Source organism: Paenibacillus sp. FSL M7-0134, from assembly GCF_038007865.1.
Lineage (GTDB): Bacteria > Bacillota > Bacilli > Paenibacillales > Paenibacillaceae > Paenibacillus > Paenibacillus polymyxa_B.
Genome location: NZ_JBBOXV010000001.1, coordinates 1,483,790 through 1,505,417, shown reverse-complemented (window position 1 = coordinate 1,505,417; position 21,628 = coordinate 1,483,790). Strand labels below are relative to the sequence as shown.

The following is a 21,628-nucleotide window of genomic DNA, read 5'->3' as shown; positions in this document are numbered from 1 at the left end:
TACAAACATTTATCCGTTTAGGATTGTTTGGTATGATTAAAGCTCGTATTATTTAAAACAGCCAGCTTTTTCTCGCCCTTCACCATGGCAGAACCGCAAATGGGGCATGTCGGCTCGACAGAAAAAGCGAAGTTATCCCGCATCCAGCCGTTACATGTATCGCTGGCGCAATTCCAGACAGTTGTAATTTCCTCAGGAATCTCATCCATTGGCTTTTTCCGTGAATTGTACATAAACATCCCTCTTTCTTCATGATTTATAAAGCGATAAGATGTAATCAGTTCAAAAACGGTCTTGTGAACAGATAAAAACAAATGCCCCAAACGCTATGTTCGGGGCATCTGAAGTAGGCTGTAATTTTAAATTACAGTTTTACAACGTTCTCAGCTTGTGGTCCACGGTTTCCTTCAACTACGTTGAATTCTACGCGTTGGCCTTCGTCCAAAGATTTGAAACCTTCGCCTTGGATTGCGGAGAAATGTACGAATACGTCGCTTCCACCTTCAACCTCGATGAAACCGAAACCTTTTTCTGCGTTAAACCATTTAACTGTACCTGTTTGCATGGAATTACCTCCAAAATGTATTTATATGACCTTTATTTTTGACAAATAAAAATTCACATATTGCACAAGGTTATTTCAACCTAAAACAATAACCCTCTACAATATGTGAATCTCAGGTCACAATTTCAATATACTCATATTACCATAAGTGTATTGAAAACGCAAGCACTGGTGAATTTAATTTATGCAGAGTGCTTATGTTCTCTATTGCTGCTTCAAAGCTGTGTTCATTCGGCGGGAGTGAGTCATTAACGCCTACTTAAAACATTATATCCGCAGTTGCTTCCTATTATACCAGCAATCAAGAAATAAATATACAAAACATTGTGCAGGAGACGAACTTCTTACTAAAAGCTCATCTCCTGCGTTTATTTGCTCATTTTGAATTACAATTCTGCCAGTGCTTTAATTTCCTCTGCTGTCAGCGCTTTGTTATACAATTGAACTTCATCCAGGCTGCCATTGAAGTAAGCATCGGCGGCAAAACGGCTTTTGCCAAGATAAGCTTCGCTCGTCAGCAACTCATTGGGATTAAAGGTAATGCTGTCATTAACGGCTACTTCCTCACCATTTACATACAGCTTTCCTGTATTCCCTTCCAGTGTAACCGCTACATGCGTCCACTGGTTTAGAGGTAATGATGATTTGGAAAGCAAGCTTTGATCCGTACCCTCATGGATTGTAAACTGGAGCACACCGTTTCCTTGGGAAGGGGTAAGAAACATATGCCGGGCTTGGCCGTTGCCGAAGTCAAAAATCCGTTGCCAAGCTGCACCGCCCTTCCAGTTCACCCAAGCGGAAAAGGTAAAATCCTTCGCATCTGTTACTGTATTTGGTAGTTGCACGTAACCATCCTTACCGTTTAGGACAAGCGCACCGCCAAGCTTCCCGTCTTTATCCCATGCAGCACCACCATAGGTCTTACCATCGAATTGATTGTATGTGCTGTCGACAACCGAAGTTCCTTGATCTTCACTCCACGAATAGCGTGCGAGCTGAGGACCTCGGGCCTGCCCGGGAACAATGACTGTAAAGTTTTTCTTAGCTGTGGCTTTGTCCTTTTTGATGGTCGCTGTCAATGTAACTGTTACAGGCTGAGAGCCGGCTTCTGGACGGTATACTTCACCTGTCACAGAAATATTCTCCGGGTGGGTGGATTCCCATGAAATAGTGGTATCTTGTGCTGCTTGAGTAGGTAGCGTCAGATTATAAAGAACATTGCTCGTATCGCCCAGGCTCAGATCCTTCTGCACAGCAGCTACAATTTTGCTGGCCTTCAGGTCAGGCTTTAGCGAACCCCATACCGCAACACCCTTGGAGGACAACGCGGTAAAAGCAAGCGTCTTGGCACCTGTGTCTGGATCACGGTGCCGCAGGAATACACCTTTGTACTTCGTGCCCTCTGCTGTAATTTCCAGCTGATTGCCTGCCCCCAACTTCCATGTACCGTTCACTCCACCAGACAGCTTGCCGCCACTATCCAGACTGACGTTAACGGCTTGCTTAATATTTGCCGAAATTTCCTTCCCGTGATTTACATACGAATATTGACCGAGGACATCCTTTTCTGACAGCTTTTTCAGTGAATCTTCATCTCCCGAATAACGATAAGGAGCAACCACAGGCCAACCGTCAGCGTTCATGAACATTTCATGTACCCGCACTTCAAACTGTTCGCCTCTCCCCGGGAAACGGGAATGGAAAATGACAAAATGCTTTTTCATCTTGGGATCATAATAAGCCGAGTTGTGTCCGGGTGACACATAACCTGCACCCAGTCCAGTACCCGGATCACCAATTTCTCTTGGAATCAGGTAATTACCTATCAGTTTGACACCGTATGGTTCAATGGAAGCGTCATCAAAAAGTGGTTTATCAGGATTCGCCTTGACCTTGATCATATCATTGCCTTCAGCATCGTAGAAAGGACCATCCGGTGTTTTGGACCGAGCCACCCGCAGGTTGTATCCGCCATCCGCTGACAATCCACCATAGGACAGGAACAAGTAATAGTAGTCCGTTTGCGGACTGTATTGTATGTACGGCCCTTCCATACGAGCATGATTACCGCCTGTCAGCTTTTTACCGTAGCCTTGACCAGGGAGCGGCTTCCCTGTCTTTTCATCCATCTGCATAATGAAGATGCCTCCTGAGTAGGAGCCATATACCATCCACAGTTTGCCGTTCTTATCATAAAAGGTGTCCGGGTCTACGGCATTTGGATGCTTGGTTGCGTCATAGATCGTCCCATCCTCACTCGGTTGGTCCCACATGCCGGATTTTAGAAAAATGCCTTTATTCTTATAAGGCCCTTCAATTTTATCAGCAACTGCTAGGCCCATTGCTGAACGCGGTGAGTCACCCTTGCAAGCGTTATAATACATATAGAACTTGCCATCTGCCAGTTGAATGACATCAGCTGCCCACAGGGTGTCTGTCTGTGCCCAATCCAGTGCTTCCTTTAATTCTTCTTTGACGTTGGGAATCAATGTATTACCATTCGCCACTCCTGTAGCAATCGTATCCCAATTCATGAGGTCTTTGGACTTGGCAGCCGCCAGATGTGAGCCGAAAATGTAAAATGTGTCTTTCACTTTCAGGATGGATGGATCATGTACGGAAGTCTCCTTGAAAGAGACAGCCTTTTTACTTTGAATTGAAAAGTTTTCTAGGTCTTGAGCTTGAAGGGAAGTTTGCCCCACATTTTGAATTCCATCTGTATCTGAATTGAGTGTTTGCTCGGCGCCTACCAAAGAAGCAGGCAACAACAGCGCACCTGCCAGTGAAGCTGCCGTTACTTTACGAACAAATGATTGCTTCATAAATCAATCTCCTCTCGTTTTGAACATCCCTGATAACATAAAAAATATTGAGAAAGCGGTCAGGATTATGTTTGTATTAACTTCTTCAGCCTCGAATTTAATGTTGCTCATCCCTCCTTTTCATTATTAAAGCGCTTTCACTTGATTTGAAAATAAAAGCACCTTCTGTTAAGAAGGACGTTTCAAACCTGGCGGTTAACCGTACCTCTATATTATTCAATGGATATGGAAAATTCAATATGTAATTTTATATTTTTATAAATTATTCATCGAATTATTAACATTAATAAATGTATTGCGTAAATTTCTAGTTTAAAGTTATAATTTTACAAGTAAAATTTTATATGTTTCCTGCCGATATACCTAAAAGGACAATTTTACGGATACTGTAAAGAACCGTTTAGATTTTATAAGGAGGTGAAAAATATATGCAATGGTATTTAAATGCATTAAAAAACTATGTAGGATTTCAAGGTAGAGCAAGACGTACAGAGTATTGGATGTTTATCCTATTTAGTGTAATCGTTAGCTTTGTAATCAGTCTGATCGATAGTCTTGTTGGCTTATCACCGATATTGACTTACATTTATTCTTTGGCTGTCCTGCTGCCATCCTTGGCCGTCCTGGCCCGTAGACTGCATGATACAGGCAGAAGCGGATGGTGGATTCTAATCGCTCTGATTCCTCTGGTAGGGTCAATTATTTTGATTGTATTCACATGCCAAGACAGTCAGCCTGGCGACAATAAGTATGGGAAAAACCCTAAATTGTAATGGTTGTAGATGTCTAAAACCTCTTTCACTTTTGTGAAGGAGGTTTTTTTCATATCTGTATCTCCCCCATCGAAATTTCAGCAGTAAGTTTATCTGGAGACCCCTGCGTCCATACTGGATTAAAAAGTATCCTCAAAGAGAGGGAGAACGTTCATGCGTTTTCGGAAAAGAACCCCCCCTAACAAAGTTAAAAAGCCGCCAGTCCAGCACAGCGAAAGTAAGTCTGAGCATTCAGGAGAGCAGCTCAGTGCGAATATCGGAAGCAATCTTCAGCAAATCAGACAAGCACTCGGTAACAGCACTGACATCATCATAAGAGAAGTTCGTATCGGCAAAGATGGTGACCAGCTCATTGCAATTCTCTATACGGACGGTTTGGCGGACAAAAATATAGTCTCCGACTTCATTATGGAATCGATGATGCTGGATAGTAGCTTGTCCAGAGACGTAGAGTGCAGGCTCCAGAACTCCTCTAGTGTCATGCAAGTATTGAAAGATTATGCCCTAACCATTGGAAGCATCCGGGAGATTATCGACTTTGAAACCTTATATAACGCGCTGTTGTCCGGGGATGCTGTCATTTTGATTGACGGTGAGACACAGGGAATAGTAGCCAGCGCACGTGGATGGAAGGATCGCGGTGTCACCGAGCCTGCCTCGGAAAATGTCGTCCGTGGGCCGCGGGAAGGATTTTCTGAGACACTGCGCACGAATACGGCATTGATTCGGCGTAAGATTAAAGATCCGAATTTGTGGCTGGAAACCAAACAAATCGGTCGTGTAACCCAGACCGAAGTCGCTGTCATGTATATCAAAGGGATCGTGAACCCTAAATTGGTCGAGGAAGTGCATGAGCGATTGAATCGCATTGATGTAGACGGCATTCTCGAAAGCGGTTATATCGAAGAGTTAATCCAGGACGAAACTTTCACCCCTTTTCCAACAGTATATAACTCCGAACGTCCAGACGTCATCGCCGCCGAGCTGTTGGAAGGAAAAATCGCGATCCTGGTGGATGGGACCCCGTTTGTGCTTGTCGTACCTGCGCTGTTTGTTTCCTTCCTGCATGCGGCGGAGGATTATTATCAGCGTGCGGACATCAGCAGCTTCATCCGGGTTCTTCGTTACACCGGAGTTTTTATCTCCCTGTTAGGTCCGTCCCTATATATTGCCATCACTACGTTTCATCAGGAAATGCTGCCGACCTCACTGCTGATCGGTCTGGCAGCACAGCGGGAGGCCGTTCCCTTCCCCGCCTTTATCGAAGCACTCATGATGGAATTAACTTTTGAAATATTGCGGGAAGCTGGAGTTCGTATGCCGAAGTACATCGGGGCAGCCGTCTCTATCGTAGGCACACTCGTCATCGGGCAAGCTGCCGTCGAGGCGGGCATCATATCTGCAGCAATGGTTATTGTCGTATCGATTACGGCGATTTCAAGCTTTGTTCTCCCTGCCTATAATATGTCCATCGCTTTTCGTATGCTGCGGTTCCCCTTGATGGGACTTGCCGCTTCCTTTGGGCTGTTCGGGATTATCGTTGGAGGCATTGCCCTGGTCCTGCATATGTGCAGCCTTCGTTCGTTCGGTGTTCCCTATATGACTCCTTTTGCACCTCTAATACCGACGGACACCAAAGACACCATATTTCGGTTTCCTCACTGGATGATGACTTCACGTCCACGGTTAGTCGATCAGAAGAATGTCAAACGTCGAAACAGCGCTCCACCTCGCAAATCAAGGGAATAAAAGAAAAGAGAAACAGTCGGAAAGGAGTGGATAATCATGAAGCGGAAGATAGCGATTCTGTGCCTGATTCTTGCACTCGTTTTACTTCTGACGGGCTGTTGGAATCGCAGGGAGTTGAATGAACTTGCCATCGCCGTTGGTATGGGGATTGATAAACAAGGAGATCAATTCCGGGTCTCTCTCCAAGTGGTGGACCCTGGAAAAGCATCGGCCAAAAAAGGAGCAGGCGGTGGTGCTCCAGCCACCTTGTATACAGAAGAAGCGGATACCATATTTGAAGCGATCCGAAAAATAACAACGATTAGCCCCCGGAGAATGTATTTTTCTCATCTGCGTATATGTGTAATCGGTGAATCGATGGCCACCGAAGGAATGGCGAAATCTTTAGATTTACTCTCCAGATATCATCAGTTCCGAACCGATTTTTATATTGTAGTGTCCAAGGGCACTAGTGCGGAGGATACGTTAAAAATTATGACACCTTTAGATCCGATTCCCGCAAACGACCTTTTCTCCTCTCTGGAAACATCACAAAAAAACTGGTCACCCAGTACGACAGTAACTTTGGATGAATTGGTATCAGCACTCACCAGTGAAGGAATGCAGCCTGTCTTGACAGGACTCCGAATCGTTGGCAATAAAGAAACGGGAGAAACAAGCGGCAATGTGCAAGAGATCGCCCCATCCGCCCGATTACAGTATTCCGGACTTGCTGTATTTAGAAAAGATCGATTAATCGGGTGGTTAAATGAAACTGAAAGTAGAGGCTACAATTTCATCCGCGGCAAAGTGCAGAGCTCTGTCGGCTTTGTAGCTTGCCCCAGAGGCGGCAAAGTCGTTTCGGAAATCATTCGTACCCAAACAACTATAAAAGGGAACGTTTATAGGGGGGAGCCCCAGGTCAATATAAAAATGCAGGTTGAGGCCAACGTGGGAGAAGTCGAGTGTAATGACCTGGATCTGACCCAGGTGGGGACGATTTATGACATTGAGAAGAAAGAGGAAGAAAAGATAGAAGAGATTATGAAAATGGCTGTCAGAAAAGCTCAAAAATCATACAAAGCTGACATTTTCGGATTCGGTGAAGCCATTCACCGCGCTGACCCGAGAACCTGGAAATCCATTAAAAAAAATTGGGATTATGAGCACTTTGCAGAATTACCCGTAAATATCAAGGTCAATTTCAAGATTCGGCGCTTGGGCACGATTGGCAGCTCATTTTTGAATGATATTAAGGAGTAAATCCCTTGTCAGATACGGCGGGGGATCTGGCTCCTGTATAGAACCTTACCCTACAAAAGAAGGTGTTTCCCAAGATGCTATCTCATATGGTGAAAGTTCTGGGCATATTACTAACCGCTGCTGCAATCAGCTTGATCGAGGTCCCCTACATGTGGAAAAAGGGGTTAAAAAAAGAGCTTTGGTTATTCTCCATCCTTCTCCTTTTTGCCGTCGGAATTTGCTGCGCCAAGGCATTAAACTGGCTTATTCCAACTCCTCTGGATTGGATAACAGCGGTATATAGACCTTTCAGTGATTTCCTGACCCATATCGGTCTAATAAAATAAGACGAGGTGAAATAGGTGCCCGCACAGATCAAAATCTCAGCACGCCAAATTATGATATTAACGGCTCTATTTACGATCGGGAGTGCAATCCTCATCATTCCTTCAGGCATGGCGTTGGTAGCCAAACAAGATGCGTGGATTGCCGCGCTCGTCGGGGTCGGGGCCGGGCTCCTTGTCTTGTATTTGTACAGCAAGATTGCAGCTCTGTATCCAGAGATGACTCTGATTGGGATTATGGAAACCCTGCTCGGAAAATGGTTAGGCAAAGCCGTCGGTCTTCTGTTTTTCACCACACTTTTCATCAATGCTCCCGCTCCCGTTTTATTTTATTTAGGGAATTTTATGACTACTCAAATGATACCAGAAACACCAATTCTAGCGGTAAATATCCTTTTTGCGCTTATTATATTGTTGGCTGTTCGGCTGGGCCTGGAAGTGCTGGTCCGTTCTGCCGAACTGATGTTTCCGTTATTTACTCTTCTTTATATTTCTTTTACAGGTTTAGTGGTGTCCAATATTAAATTAGAAAACATTCAACCTGTATTAGAGGCGGGATTGGGACCTATTTGGCCTGCTGCCCTGTCCTTTGTTAGCACTGTGTTTATACCTCATATTATTCTGCTCATGATCTTCCCGGCTTCTGTAAATCGTTCCGATCAAACCCGTAAAGCTTTTTTCATAGGCAGCCTAATTGGCGGATTAATGTTGGTCGTGGTGGTTGCACTGGCAGTTTTTGTATTAGGTCCTGATTTAACGGCAAGAAATATTTATCCTAGCTATGCGTTAGCCAAAAAAATTAACATCGGCAATTTTTTACAGCGTATCGAAGCAATTATGGCTACCATGTGGTTTATTTCACTCTTTTTCAGAATCACGCTGTACATGCACACTACTGTGACAGCAATAGCCCAAATCTTTCGTTTGAAAAACGACCGGCAACTGGTGCTTCCTCTCGGGATGATTTTAGTCATCATGTCCGTCATCGTGTATCCCAATGTCCCATATCAACAAATCTATGATACAAAGACGTGGGTTCCTTATTCACTATCAATCGGGTTGTTTCTTCCCTTACTGCTGCTCAGTATACATGCCCTGAAAAGGTTGGGGACAAAGAAGAATAACAAGCCGGATGATAAACGTGAAGATAGAGGTGAAGATGGTGCCTAAGCAAGTTAAAATCTCCACACGGCAATTGTTGATCTTAACGATATTATTTACAATCGGCACTGCAATCCTCGTCATCCCTTCCGTTATGGCCGCCACTGCTAAACAGGATGCATGGATCGCAGCACTCGTCGGAGTGGGCTCCGGGCTGCTGTTGATATGGCTGTACAACACGATTACCATCCTGTATCCACAGATGACCCTGATTGAAATCATGGAGACCCTTTTGGGCAAGTGGTTGGGGAAGTCTGTTGCTCTGCTGTTTATGGTTATGTTTTTTCTGGGGGGTCCTGCTGCGGTGTTGTATGATTCGGGGAATTTTTTGACTACTCAAATGATGCCGGAAACGCCGATGCAAGCGGTCAACATCCTCTTTGCGCTCATTGTATTGATGGGCGTGCGCCTGGGACTGGAAACGGTAGCCCGTTCTGCTGAACTATTGTTTCCCTTGTTCATTTTGCTGTATACAGCTTTTGTCATTTTAGTCGTATCCAATATCAAACTGGAGAACGCCCAACCGATGCTGGAGAAGGGAGGCGGACCCGTTTGGTCTGCCGCCTTGTCCTTTATTAGTATTGCGTTTCTGACCCATATTGTTTTTCTAATGATTTTTCCGTTTGTCGATCAGCCCGATCAAGCGCGCAGGGCTTTTTTAACAGGGGGACTGATTGGCGGGTTGATTCTGGTTGTGGTCATTGTATTGGCCGTTTTGGTTTTCGGCCATGAATTAACAGCAAGAAGTATGTATCCGAGCTATTCATTAGCCCAAAAAATAAACATTGGAAATTTTCTTCAGCGTATTGAAGCGATCATGGCCGCTATGTGGTTTATTTCGCTCTTTTTCAGGCTGGCTCTGTATATGCAATCGATTATGATAGCCATTAGCCAAATCTTTAATCTAAAAGATGATCGTCCGCTGATCTTCCCTATCGGAATGATCCTGATCGTCATGTCGGTGATCATATACCCAAATGTCCCATACCAGCAATCCTGGGATGCAAAAATATGGACACCTTTTTCCTTATCTATGGGCCTTTTTCTGCCTCTGCTGCTGCTCTGTATGCATGGGATACGAAAAATCTGGTCAAAGAAAAAAATAGGGACCGAAGGATAGATCACATCCATCGTACGAGCCCTCCTACGAGCATCGATGAAATTTTTTTGCTGTTACCTGTTTACATCCTCCTCTTTTAGTTTATTTTAAACGAGTATTAAGCTGGCGCTAAGATTGGGTGTGTATGATGTATATTAGAATCTGGTAATTACATAAAGCCGGATCGGCTAAAGGCATAAACATTACTCCCGTTGGATATCCATATAAGGCTCCACCCTGGCAGAAATTGAATGAAACACAAAGGAGATTTACACTTATGAATCGAAAACGAATTATGGTCATTTGTACACTGTTGCTGGCGTTATCTATTGGGCAGTCTTCTACTTGGGGAAGTCGGGCTAATGCTGCTACACTGGCTCCAGAGAGAGCCCCTCAGGTACAGGATAATGAAGCTTCCAAGGATGATGAACTTTTGAAAACACTGGGCGCATCCTCGGATGAGCAATTGTATGATGCGTTATATAACGGTCAAACCTTGGCAGATATTGCACAATCCAATAAACAGGACGCACAGGCTGTTGTTGATTTACAGGTAGCTCAGTTAACGGAGCAGTTGGATCAACGACTGGCCAATAAGAGCATTACGCCTGAGCAATACGAAGCCCATAAGGCAGAATTGACACAGGTCGTTGCTAAAAGTGTGTTCGGGCTGTAAGCAGTGACACACTTGGCCCGCTTTACGCCGTAGTCCATGACCCCTCAGAGGTGCTTCCGAATTCATGTCAAAAAGGCGCTCCCCGATGGGATGAGCGCCTTTTGGCTTGTCTATATTTTGTTTTAACTTACACTTGATATACTCGGATCAAGTTCGTAGTACCTGCCTCAGCGACTGGAACACCTGCCGACAGAACTACAGTATCCCCTTTATGGATATAACCTGCATTCAGCGCGTTACGGATGGAGGATTCGAACATTTCATCCGTTGTAGCTACTTTATCCCCTTTGATCGGGAACACACCGGATAACAGGCAAATTTTAGCGAATACCGTGTTATTCGGAGTAACCGCAATAATAGGTGCCTTCGGACGATATTTGGATACCATACGTGCCGTGAATCCGCTGGCAGTCGACGTAATAATCGCTTTCGCATCCAGTTCCAGGGACGAACTCACCGCTCCCTGACTAATCACTTCCGTAATGTTGGTGCTTTGACGTGCTCTGCGCTTATCGAACTGCTCCTGATAATCGAATTGTGATTCTGCTCTGGCAGCTACAGCGGCCATGGTCCGTACAGACTCGACAGGATATTTACCTGCAGCAGATTCGCCCGACAGCATAACAACATCGGCTCCTTGCATAACAGCATTAAACACGTCACTAACTTCGGCTCTCGTCGGACGTGGGTTCACCTGCATGGATTCCAGCATGTGGGTAGCTACGATAACGGGCTTGCCGACCAGATTACACTTGTCTATCATTTCTTTTTGCATCACAGGCACATCTTGAATCGGCACTTCGACGCCCAGATCGCCACGGGCTACCATAATGCCATCGGAAGCTTCGATAATATCATCCAGGTTTTCCATGCCTTCAGCATTTTCGATTTTGGAATAAATTTGTACATGCTCAGCATGATGTCCCTTCAAAATCTCACGGATTTCACGGATATCGTCGCCTTTACGCACAAAAGAAGCCGCAATAAGCTCAACGCGCTGCTCCACCCCAAATTGGATGTGCCTCACATCTCGCTCCGTCACGCCTGGAAGGGTTGTATGAATCCCTGGCAGGTTTACACCTTTTCTCGGCTTCAAAATACCGCCGCTTACAATATTACAAATCATTTCCGTACCCTCGATGGAGGTTACAGTCAGATCAACCAAACCGTCGTCAATGAGAATGCGGTCGCCTGGTTTGATGTCCTTCGGCATATCCGGGTAATTCACTGAAATACGATGCTCGTCCCCTAGAATCTCTTCTGTGGTCAGAATGAGCTGGCTACCTGGTTTCAACAGACAAGATGCCTCTCTCAGCTTGCCAATCCGTATTTCTGGTCCTTTAATATCCATCATGACAGGTATAAAGGTATTCATTTCCTTCGCAGCCTGCCGCACATTTTCGATACGTTTAACGTGATCTTCCAGTTCACCGTGAGCCATATTCAAGCGGGCTACAGTCATACCAGCCTGAATCATTTCTTTTAACAAATGAATGGAGTCACAGGCAGGTCCCATAGTACAAATAATTTTCGTTTTAAGCATAGTAATGTCATCCTCCTGAATGTCTTTACTGTATGGTTTTCTATTCCACTTTGCTTCTCTATCTACATTAAACTTATATGGCTCTATTCTACCTGTACCCGTGCACCAAGACTATGAACTATAGTATGATGAATGTACTACAGTATAATGAATATTGAAGACATCGGGGAGTGAGTTTCGTGATTACATTGGTGGATATACGGCAGGACAACGGTGTGGACTGGTATGAAAAGGCTAGTGCAAATAGCGACAACGATGACTTACTGTTCATTTTGGTCACCTTTGGCAAATGTGTATATTGGGTGAACGATTGCAAATTCATTCTCGGTAAGGGTGAAACACTGCTTTTACCCGGTCATCTGGATTACTATGGCAAGAGCATTCCTACGCTTTTTCATACCAAGTATGTGATACATTGCCGCAAAACATGTACGAACAGCACACTTCCTATACTGAATACTGACAAGCCGTTGTTGATCAAACCTGGATGCTACGATATGCTGCATGAACGGATCAAGTCGATGTACTATCAATGGACTGAACACCCAAGCTACTACACCATGATGGCTGACTGTCTGCTGACCGAGGCCATGATATATATGAATCAGGAATGGGACAAAGGCGCCATTTCTTGCGATCGAGAGCGACATGTAGAACATATGAAACAGTATATCCAGAACCATTACCGGGAAAAGGTAACCAAGGAGGAGCTTGGCGACGCCATCCGTAAAACCCCCAATTATGCCGCGACGCTGCTGCGTGAGGTAACACGCCAAACGATCAGTGAGCATGTACATACACAACGTATTAAAACCGCCATCTACATGCTGACCGAGTCCCGGCTAACGATTCGTGAAATTTCGGAGTATGTGGGATATAGTGATGTTTCCTATTTTCATCGAATCTTCAAACGGTTGACAGGCTGCTCGCCGTCCGAATTTCTGGATGAACGTTCCTCAATCGTTTAGAACTACAGAAATAGGATTATGGGAAGATGATACGAAGCAATTTTAAATTTGAAGCTAGAAAAAAGAACGCTCATTTTTTCGAGCGTTCTCTGGGAAAATTAGTTTTCTTCCTCTTTTTTTTCGTAGGTGAAATTTCTTAAAATGACCTGCTTTGTTTTAGTAGTTATTTCTTCCCCCTTATTATCCAAATTTGCAACCTGATCGCTTTGAAACTTGTTTGGGACCTTAACGGGATAAAAATCTCCGTGCTCAGTTAACAGGACATGGGGGTGTTTAGATTGAGCTAGATGCGTTAGTTCTTTCTTTCTCTCTGGTGAGAGCCAGTTAGAATCATCGGTTGCCTTAGTCTCAGTTTTGGTTACACTGGTTTTAGAATCGCCGGTTACTTTAACCTCAGTTTTGGTTACACTGGTTTTAGAATCGCCGGTTACTTTAACCTCAGTTTTAATTTCATTAGCAAAAGTTTGGCTTTGAATGACGGTTATAACCCCTCCGATAAGAACAGTTAGACCTAAGACAACAACACTTGTTCTTAGTCGCTTGTTCACACGCACACACCTCCCTTCCCAAAAGATGTATTACGTATTTTAAAAAATATTAGTATTACAACGAGTTCATAAAAAAACATAATAATCGTTAAATAAAATAGTATTAAAACGTAACGTATCCATTTCCTGAAATCGTATAATCATTGAGGTTAAGTACCATTACCTGATATTGTCCAAAACCTGGAGCTTTAATTTGAAAATCCCTATTTTCATCTGTATATCTTCCATAAACGGCAAAAACCTCTCCCAGATAATTTTTGTTCACGAGCAGGTAACCTACTTCAGGGCTAGACCAAGAACTACCATCTGCCCATTGTACTACATGGAAATTCAGGATAGCTGCGTTATTAACCGAAAACTTATTAGAGTAAATAGCCCCATCGTCTCGAGAATGGTGACTAAATGACCATGCTCCCAATGACATAGGAGAAATCTTTTGATCGAGTTGAGTCTTTTCTTTTTCAACAGCAATTGATTCTATGGGTTTCGCATTTTTGATAACTTCATTATATTCTTCAAGCGTCAAACCGCTCAATAGTGAATCCGAATTAGCAATTGAAGAATATGCTGGAAAAAAAGACTGTGGGGAAGATTCTTTAGCCGATGAAGAGGAATCTGCATAGGAGCTTGCTGGGGTCAATCCGATGGCTACCAGCATGACAACTAATCATAGTTACAAGAAATTTTTTTCACGAATAATTGAATCCCAAATACTAAATTTTAACAACATTTATATAATAACACGCAAAATACTCATAGTGTGCATACTATTTGTAATTTTTACCTCATTGACACAATATTTTGTCTCCTTCCAGAAGTCTGACAGATAAAAATGGACAACCATTCAGCATAAGGGAACATTTTCAGTCTATTGAGCGTTTGAAAACGGACTAACGTCCAAAGTCCATTTCATTGAGATGCTCTGAAACTCATTGCGTTATGAGCCGACTGTTGGCCAAAGTCAAATTACGTAACCGGATACGTAATGATAAAGTCTATAAAAAACGGTCTCCCCACCTGGAAGCTTCTCTAGCATCCCTTTTCAACAAGGGCCAAGAGCGCTCCAAAGTAGGGCGACCGTTATAGTTCATTCATATGCGTATCCGTGCTTATTTTGAAATGATATTAAGTTGAAGAACCCGCTGTTTTGACCTCTTCCAACATTTTATCGTTATAGCCAAACATCCAGGTCAGGACAAACGCTACAACCATAGCAGCCAAGTTCGCCAAAATGTAAAGCGGAAGCTGATGATTCATGTAGAGCAACGTGCCCGGAATGACCGTAACTGCCATACCTGTAGCCGCCAAATGGAAGACTGAAGCGATAAAACCGCCAACCGCACCACCGATGAGGCCCATGACAAAAGGCTTCATGTATCTCAGGTTGACCCCGAAAATAGCCGGCTCCGTAATCCCTAGAAAAGCAGACAACGAGGAAGGAAGTGCTAACGCTTTCAGCTTGCTATTCTTCGTTTTCAGTCCAACCGCCAGACAGGCAGCACCTTGAGCAGCCATAGCGCAGGTAATGATGGCGTTAAAGGCGTTTACGCCGTTCTTTTCAAGCAGTTGAATCTCCAAGAAATTAAATATATGATGCACACCTGTAACGACGATAATCTGATGCAAGAAACCGATGACAATCCCTGCAATACCGAAAGGCAAATCCAGCACAAACGTTGTTCCGTGCAGCACCCATTCTTCGAGTGAATGGAAAATCGGACCGATGGCAAACAATCCCAAAGTGATCATGATTAACAGTGTTAAAAACGGTGTAAGAATCAGATCTAGCGCTTCAGGCACCCGTTTGCGCAGCGCCCGCTCCAGCTTGGCTCCGATCAAGCCCACGAAGAAAGCTGGCAATACTGAGCCTTGATAGCCCACCACAGGAATGAATCCGAACATCGTCAACGGGTGAGCTGAGCCGTCCGCAACACTATAAGCGTTGGGCAAGGCCGGGTTTACCAGCATCAGACCAAGAACGATACCCAGTACTGGACTGCCACCAAATACTCTAAAGGCTGACCATGCGACTAACGCTGGCAGAAAAGCAAAGGCCGTATCCGTTAATACTTGTGTGTATAATAGAAAATTGGGTGAAATGTCCTGTGGCGTCATGCCGAGTAGAGCGAGAATTTGCGGCTGAGTGAGCAAGCCACGTAGCCCCATGAACAGCCCCGTAGCAACCAGTACAGGAATAATCGGTACAAACACATCGCCAAAGGTACGAATGGAGCGTTGGAAGACGTTTCCTTCTTTTTTCGCCTGACTCTTCACCTCTTCTTTAGATGAACCGGTTACGCCAAGCTTTTCGACCTCTTCAAAAATTCGATTTACCGTACCCGTACCAAAAATAATCTGATATTGCCCGGAATTGAAAAAAGCACCCTTGACCTTGTCGATCTCCTCAACTTTTTTCTGATCAATCTTCTCCTTGTCATGCACCATAATTCGCAAGCGCGTCGCACAATGAGCAAAAGATGCAATATTTTCTTGCCCCCCGATTGCCTGGATCACTTCTTTAGCTATTTCTCTGTTTTCCGCCATGATGTTCATCCTCTCGTTCATTCCGTTATGTTTGATGATTAACGAACCACTTGATGTTTTAGCCTACTCATGTAAAATCCCATTTTACCGCCTGGAAGAGAGCCTCTCCCTTGTCGGCAAAAAAGCGTATTTCGTCACTCTCTGGATGCGGAAAAATACGACTGGTGAACACCTCTTCCCCATCATTGACGAAAATCTCAACTGAAGACGTATCTACAAACAAATGTAGTTTGATATGATCTTTATCCCATGAACACTGCCGTACCTCACCATACGAAGTGGCTACAGGCTCACCTGATTGCGAACGGTCCAATATTAGTTTGCGGCTGACGGCATTATATTTAATCACCGTTTTCTCAGTCTCACTCGCACGGAATTCAATACCAAACACCTTAGCGCTCAAAAGATCTACCTCACAGATCAGCTCATAGGCCGTACCTGTAAATCCTTCATAGGTTTTGCTCTCTGAGAATAACGTGTCAGCTACCCGATCCTCACGATTTCTACGTAGCGTAGTTAGCTCAGGGATCGGCCGCTGCAAGAGTTTGCCCTCATGAAGCGTAAGCTCCCTTGGTAATGTCAGACAATGAGCCCATCCGTTCGGATCTGTGGGATATTCGATATCCGGCAGGCCCATCCATGCCACCATAATACGCCGCCCCTGTGGGTCAATCATCGTCTGTGGCGCATAGAAGTCAAAGCCTCTATCGAGCTCGTGGAATGCGCCGTGCTCCAGTCTTCTTGTTCCGGTATCTAACGGCTTGCCGATTACGTAGCCCGATTGATAAATATTGTGATTTTCATCCCCAGAAGGCTCCAAGCCCTGAGGAGAAAAGACCAAGACCCCCGCTTCGTTCAGTTCAAAATAATCTGGACATTCCCACATGTAGCCAAACGATTCCAGGCCTGTGCACAATTCTCCCTCAAACTGCCACGTACGAAGGTCGGTTGATCGGTAGAGGACGGCGCAGCCTGTTAAATTCGTTCTCTGGGCACCAATCACACAGTAAAAGCTATCGCCGTCTTTCCATAGCTTGGGATCACGAAAATGGTCTGTATACCCTTCTGGCACATTGGAAATAACGGGGTGCTCCCATTTAGTAATGTGACCTTTATCGTCCATAACAGCCATGCATTGATAAGGATGTCTGATCCAATCTTCATCTCGTGCATTTCCCGTATACAGCATATATAACTTGCCCTCATGCTCCAGTGCGCTGCCCGAATAAGCCCCATGCGAATCAAAATAATCCCCAGGTGCGATGCCAATGCCCGCACTATTCCATGTGACCAAATCTTTGGATTTCAGGTGATACCAATATTTCATCCCATGATCCGTTCCGAGCGGAAACCACTGATAAAATAAGTGGTATTCACCTTGGTAATATGAAAAGCCATTGGGGTCATTGAGCAAACCTGTCGGTGGCTGGATATGAAACACCTGCCGCCAGTGACATTGCTCCACTTTCTCCTCCAAGCTGGCTATTTCACCGGGCTCTGCCTGCTCGATCATTCGATACTTTTGTTCTCTTGTCATTTTCATAGGTGTACCTCATTTTTATTAAAACTTTCGCCTCAGGAACCGGTTCCAAACCAATGAAAAAAATATTCTATCGGAACCGGTTCCCTTGCGATTAAAAATATATACTCATCCATGGATTTGCAACCGATTCCATTTGTGCCCGAATGCTATGGAACCGGTTTCGAAGAAATTATAATCCACTTGTTCAGCGTTTGTCAACGCTTTCTCTTTCGATAAGGGAATAATTCATGACCGTCACTTTTTCTACCGATTTATGCTCTACCAACCGCATAATATTTTGCGCTGCTACACGTCCAGCCTCCATATACGGATATTGAACGGTTGTCAGGGCAGGGTGAATGACCTCCGTAATATCGTATCCCCCAAAGCCAGTTACCGACAAATCCGACGGGATGACAATCCCTCTGGAATAAGCCGCATTGATTACGCCCAGCGCGATATTATCCGTAGCACACACCATTAACGATGGCTTGAAATGGTCCAAAATGGCGGATGCAGCAATCCGTGCATCGGACATTTTAAATCCGGTCTCATAGTATCTGATATCATACCCTGCTGCTCGCATCGCATCGTCCGTATGAGACTCAGCAGGCAATGCATCGCGAACAGCCTGCCTAAAGCCCTCCTTGCGCTGCACACCGACGGCAACATCCTTTTCAGTAACACCAACGTAGGCAATTTCGCGGTGTCCCTGTGACAAAACGTACGTGCCGATATCATATCCTGCACGATAGTCATCATGGATAAGGCTATGAAGCTGCTCGTGCTGCTGGCCCACCAGCAACACCGGAATACCGATGTCACGAATCGCGGTCAGATGGTCGTCTGTGATTTGAGCAGCCAGCAAAATGATACCCGAAATCTTTTGTCGGCCCAGCTCATAAATAGCTTCAATTTCACGCTGTACATCCTGGCTCGTATTGGAGATTAGCATCTGATAATGCTGAGAACGCAGCTCCTCATCAATCCCCATCAACGTATGGGATGTCGCAAAAGAATCCAGACGCGGCACAACGGTGCCGATAATGTTGGTCCGCTTCGCCTTAAGACTCTGGGCAAAGGCATTGGGCACATACCCCGTGGCTTTAACCACTTTTTCAATTTTACGTTTCGTATCCACGCTGACAGACCCGCCGTTCAAAAAACGGGATACCGTGCTCTTGGATACACCAGCCATTTGGGCTATATCTGCAATCGTCTTATTCATGAAGTCCCCCGGAGATTTTTCATATTCATATGCTTCCAAAACGTCTCTTTTCACATAACCCTATAATACCATATGGCGGGATTGGATTGCTGTGGCTCCAGACCCATCATGCACAAAACGCCGTCCCTTCTAAAGAAGGAAACGGCGTATCATAATGAACGTAATTTTAAAAATCAAAGTTATCCGGATCTGGACCTACTCGAAGATCGGCATTTAACGCCTGAATTCGATCCATATCCTCGCGCGTCAGTTCGAAGTCAAAAATGTCGGCATTTTCGACGATCCGATGCGCCTTGGTAGACTTGGGAATGGTGACAACTCCCTGCTGCACATCCCAGCGTAAAATCACTTGCGCCACCGATTTGCCGTACTTGGTCGCTATGTCTTGCAGTACCGGATGATCGAGCAATTGGCCTTGCATTAACGGAGACCAGGCTTCCATTTGAATGTCGTTCTTTTGACAGAATTGCAACAGCTCGGCTTGGGTTAATTGTGGATGGAACTCCACCTGATTGATCATTGGCTTAATTTCAGCATCCTTCATGAGATCTTCCAAATGATGAATCTGGAAGTTGCTGACTCCAATCGCCTTAATCCGTCCTTCTTTATACAAGGATTCCAAAGCTCTCCAAGCTTCTTTATACTTTCCTTGAACTGGCCAATGAATCAGATATAGATCCAGATATTCCAGACCCAGCTTGTCCAGACTGGCTTCATAAGCTGCTCGTGACTCTTCATAGCCTAAATCTGCATTCCACACTTTGGACGTGACGAACAGTTCTTCTCTGGACAGATTATTTTCCTGAAGGGCTTCCTGAATAGCCTGCCCTACACTGCTTTCATTCGCATAGATTGCAGCTGTATCTATACTGCGGTAGCCATGCTTTACAGCAGCCTTTATAGCATCGACCAGCTCCGAACCTTCTTCCACTTTAAATACCCCAATGCCAAACCAAGGCATGTGAACTCCATTGTTTAACAATGTTGTGCTTTGTAAGTTTTGTGTCATTTTGTATCTTCCTCTCTATTTTTTAAAAGCTTTAACCTGTAATGGTGGTTGTATCCCTTTTTTCGAGCATACGACTCCAGCCTGTGAGCAAAACCGCAACGAAAACCATAATGCTCCCGATCCAGGCCGTATGAATGAGACCGAGTGAATCCGTTACAATCCCGCCTACATAAGCTCCGATGGCTATCCCTGCGTTGAAAGCTGCAATATTAACAGCAGAGGCAACATCGACAGCTTTGGGTGCAAACCTTTCGGCCAACATGACTACATATACCTGTAACCCGGGCACGTTCATAAACGCAAGCAATCCCATAAAGAAGATCGTAATCAGTCCTGCCGTTTTAAAAGGTGCCGTGAACAACAGGAGAAAAAGGATCACTGCTTGAATCAAAAACATGTAAAACAAAGCTGAAAGCGGCTTGCGGTTGGCTGCTTTTCCGCCAATGACATTCCCGATGGCAATCGCAATTCCATACAGCAAAAGTATAAACGTTACCGTACTTTGTTGAAATCCGGTTATGTCGTGAAGTAATGGAGATAAATAAGTAAACACCACAAATGTGCCTCCATACCCCAAAGCTGTAATGATAAATGCGAGTAGCAAGCGACCATTGGTAACCAGTTTGACCTGCTCGCGGAAAGGAGTCTTGTTCCCTTTGCGCAGCGTAGATGGCAGCAGAATCAGATTGGCGATGAGTGCCACTACACCGACGACCACAATCGCCATAAATGCAGCCCGCCAACCCCATTGCTGCCCAATGTAGGTACCCAAAGGTACACCTGTGACTGTGGCTACGGTCAACCCGGAGAACATAATGGAAATAGCACTCGCTCGCCGATCATCCGGCACAAGATCGGCCGCGATGGTGGAACCGATAGACATGAACACCCCATGGGCGAACGCTGAGATCACACGCGCAATCAGCAGCAAGGCTATTCCGCTAGAGACCGCAGCGAGGCTATTACCTGCAATAAATATAATCATGATCCACAGCAGCAACGTTTTACGGGGAACACTTGATGTTAATGAGGTCAAGACAGGTGCCCCGATGGTAACCCCTAATGCATATAGCGTTACAGTTAGTGCAGACATCGTTACAGATATATGCAAGTCTTCAGCAATCAGGGGAAGTAGTCCCACGCTGATGAACTCGGTTGTTCCAATCGCAAAGGCGCTTACGGCTAGAGCCAGTAATGGCCAGATACTTCGTTTTGATTCTGGCGACATGTTTTTCACTCCTATCTATAGAAATCTTCGACCAGCAGATGTTATTATGAGTTATTCAAGCAAATATGAACAGTACGTACTTTTTAGTGATATAGGTACTAAAAAGTACCCTAGATAAAGTTCTTTTTGATTAAAACAGGCTGTTAAGGTATGTATAACAGAAGCGATACACATGGGGGGATCTGCATTGGGGAAGAAAAAATACAACATCTCTGTTGAGGCGACGTTAGAGGTGATCGGGGGAAAATGGAAATGCGTGATTCTGTGTCATTTGACACATGGAAAGATGCGGACAAGCGAATTAAAACGGATGATGCCTTCCATAACACAAAAAATGCTGACTCAGCAGCTTCGTGAATTAGAGGAAGACGGCATTGTCAATCGGATTAGCTATAATCAGGTTCCACCCAAAGTGGAGTACGAGCTTAGTGAATATGGATGTAGTCTGAAAGGCATTTTAGATTCTCTTTGTGCTTGGGGAGAAAGACATATTATTAAAGAATACGGGGATAAGTCTGCGGTTTTGGAAGATAACATTCTGAATAAGCTGTAAAGCCAAAAAGAGCGCCTGCAATACATCAGCAGGCGCTTCTCTCTCCGAATTCCAAGGGTTACGAATTGGACATCA

20 protein-coding genes are annotated in these 21,628 nt (G+C 44.7%); 9 read left to right on the top strand and 11 right to left on the bottom strand.

The annotated features are described in order from the left end of the window. Window positions 1-17: 17 nt before the first annotated feature. The 3 genes from NSQ58_RS06605 to NSQ58_RS06595 form a co-directional block, all read right to left on the bottom strand. Entirely contained in the window at window positions 18-233 is a 216-nt protein-coding gene (locus NSQ58_RS06605) for a cold-shock protein (RefSeq protein WP_013308357.1), read from the bottom strand. Window positions 234-364: 131 nt separating this feature from the next. After that, the gene (locus NSQ58_RS06600; protein ID WP_007428290.1) at window positions 365-565 is read right to left on the bottom strand and encodes a cold-shock protein; all 201 of its coding nucleotides are present in this window, start codon (window positions 563-565) and stop codon (window positions 365-367) included. 386 nt (window positions 566-951) lie between these two features. Continuing rightward, complete coding sequence (locus NSQ58_RS06595; protein ID WP_341057067.1) at window positions 952-3,387, bottom strand: LamG-like jellyroll fold domain-containing protein; 2,436 nt, start codon at window positions 3,385-3,387, stop codon at window positions 952-954. A gap of 428 nt (window positions 3,388-3,815) precedes the next feature. Here NSQ58_RS06595 and NSQ58_RS06590 point away from each other — a divergent pair, with 428 nt between their 5' ends. The 7 genes from NSQ58_RS06590 (at window position 3,816) to NSQ58_RS06560 (ending at window position 10,410) form a co-directional block, all read left to right on the top strand. Continuing rightward, window positions 3,816-4,160 (top strand): DUF805 domain-containing protein, encoded by a 345-nt coding sequence (locus NSQ58_RS06590; protein ID WP_023986605.1) that lies wholly within the window; start codon window positions 3,816-3,818, stop codon window positions 4,158-4,160. A gap of 153 nt (window positions 4,161-4,313) precedes the next feature. Next, window positions 4,314-5,909 (top strand): spore germination protein, encoded by a 1,596-nt coding sequence (locus NSQ58_RS06585; protein ID WP_076295736.1) that lies wholly within the window; start codon window positions 4,314-4,316, stop codon window positions 5,907-5,909. A gap of 36 nt (window positions 5,910-5,945) precedes the next feature. Further along, window positions 5,946-7,151: a Ger(x)C family spore germination protein gene (locus tag NSQ58_RS06580; protein ID WP_023986603.1), complete on the top strand. Its 1,206-nt coding sequence runs from the start codon at window positions 5,946-5,948 to the stop codon at window positions 7,149-7,151. Between the two features lie 74 nt (window positions 7,152-7,225). Beyond that, window positions 7,226-7,477, top strand: a complete 252-nt coding sequence (locus NSQ58_RS06575; RefSeq protein WP_023986602.1) for a hypothetical protein — start codon at window positions 7,226-7,228, stop codon at window positions 7,475-7,477. 15 nt (window positions 7,478-7,492) lie between these two features. Continuing rightward, complete coding sequence (locus NSQ58_RS06570; RefSeq protein WP_023986601.1) at window positions 7,493-8,644, top strand: GerAB/ArcD/ProY family transporter; 1,152 nt, start codon at window positions 7,493-7,495, stop codon at window positions 8,642-8,644. Then, window positions 8,616-9,755: a GerAB/ArcD/ProY family transporter gene (locus NSQ58_RS06565; protein ID WP_308457640.1), complete on the top strand. Its 1,140-nt coding sequence runs from the start codon at window positions 8,616-8,618 to the stop codon at window positions 9,753-9,755. Before NSQ58_RS06570 ends, NSQ58_RS06565 begins: the two co-directional genes overlap by 29 nt. A 256-nt stretch (window positions 9,756-10,011) precedes the next feature. Continuing rightward, window positions 10,012-10,410, top strand: coding sequence for a hypothetical protein (locus NSQ58_RS06560; protein WP_023986599.1), 399 nt, complete (start codon window positions 10,012-10,014; stop codon window positions 10,408-10,410). 127 nt (window positions 10,411-10,537) lie between these two features. On the opposite strand, the gene pyk is transcribed toward NSQ58_RS06560, so the two are convergent. Further along, on the bottom strand, window positions 10,538-11,953 hold the full coding sequence (pyk, locus tag NSQ58_RS06555; RefSeq protein ID WP_023986598.1) for a pyruvate kinase: 1,416 nt from the start codon (window positions 11,951-11,953) through the stop codon (window positions 10,538-10,540). A 179-nt stretch (window positions 11,954-12,132) separates the two neighbouring features. Between pyk and NSQ58_RS06550 the strand changes: the two genes are divergently transcribed. Further along, entirely contained in the window at window positions 12,133-12,921 is a 789-nt protein-coding gene (locus tag NSQ58_RS06550) for a helix-turn-helix domain-containing protein (RefSeq protein WP_028541943.1), read from the top strand. A 98-nt stretch (window positions 12,922-13,019) separates the two neighbouring features. Here NSQ58_RS06550 and NSQ58_RS06545 read toward each other — a convergent pair whose 3' ends face one another. From NSQ58_RS06545 to NSQ58_RS06515, 7 genes are all read right to left on the bottom strand, one after another. After that, on the bottom strand, window positions 13,020-13,469 hold the full coding sequence (locus NSQ58_RS06545; RefSeq protein WP_341057064.1) for a hypothetical protein: 450 nt from the start codon (window positions 13,467-13,469) through the stop codon (window positions 13,020-13,022). Window positions 13,470-13,572: 103 nt separating this feature from the next. Further along, the gene (locus NSQ58_RS06540) at window positions 13,573-14,127 is read right to left on the bottom strand and encodes a hypothetical protein (protein WP_081391277.1); all 555 of its coding nucleotides are present in this window, start codon (window positions 14,125-14,127) and stop codon (window positions 13,573-13,575) included. Window positions 14,128-14,594: 467 nt separating this feature from the next. Then, a complete protein-coding gene (locus tag NSQ58_RS06535) occupies window positions 14,595-16,013 on the bottom strand; it encodes a sucrose-specific PTS transporter subunit IIBC (protein ID WP_081326318.1) in 1,419 nt (472 codons plus the stop codon). A gap of 67 nt (window positions 16,014-16,080) precedes the next feature. Next, window positions 16,081-17,556 (bottom strand): glycoside hydrolase family 32 protein, encoded by a 1,476-nt coding sequence (locus NSQ58_RS06530; protein WP_341057062.1) that lies wholly within the window; start codon window positions 17,554-17,556, stop codon window positions 16,081-16,083. Between the two features lie 184 nt (window positions 17,557-17,740). Next, the gene (locus NSQ58_RS06525; protein ID WP_023986592.1) at window positions 17,741-18,763 is read right to left on the bottom strand and encodes a LacI family DNA-binding transcriptional regulator; all 1,023 of its coding nucleotides are present in this window, start codon (window positions 18,761-18,763) and stop codon (window positions 17,741-17,743) included. Window positions 18,764-18,929: 166 nt separating this feature from the next. Then, window positions 18,930-19,772, bottom strand: coding sequence for an aldo/keto reductase (locus tag NSQ58_RS06520; RefSeq protein ID WP_341057061.1), 843 nt, complete (start codon window positions 19,770-19,772; stop codon window positions 18,930-18,932). Window positions 19,773-19,803: 31 nt separating this feature from the next. Next, window positions 19,804-21,000, bottom strand: a complete 1,197-nt coding sequence (locus tag NSQ58_RS06515; RefSeq protein ID WP_023986590.1) for an MFS transporter — start codon at window positions 20,998-21,000, stop codon at window positions 19,804-19,806. A gap of 187 nt (window positions 21,001-21,187) precedes the next feature. Between NSQ58_RS06515 and NSQ58_RS06510 the strand changes: the two genes are divergently transcribed. After that, window positions 21,188-21,553, top strand: a complete 366-nt coding sequence (locus tag NSQ58_RS06510) for a winged helix-turn-helix transcriptional regulator (RefSeq protein ID WP_013308345.1) — start codon at window positions 21,188-21,190, stop codon at window positions 21,551-21,553. The last annotated feature ends 75 nt before the right edge of the window (window positions 21,554-21,628 follow it).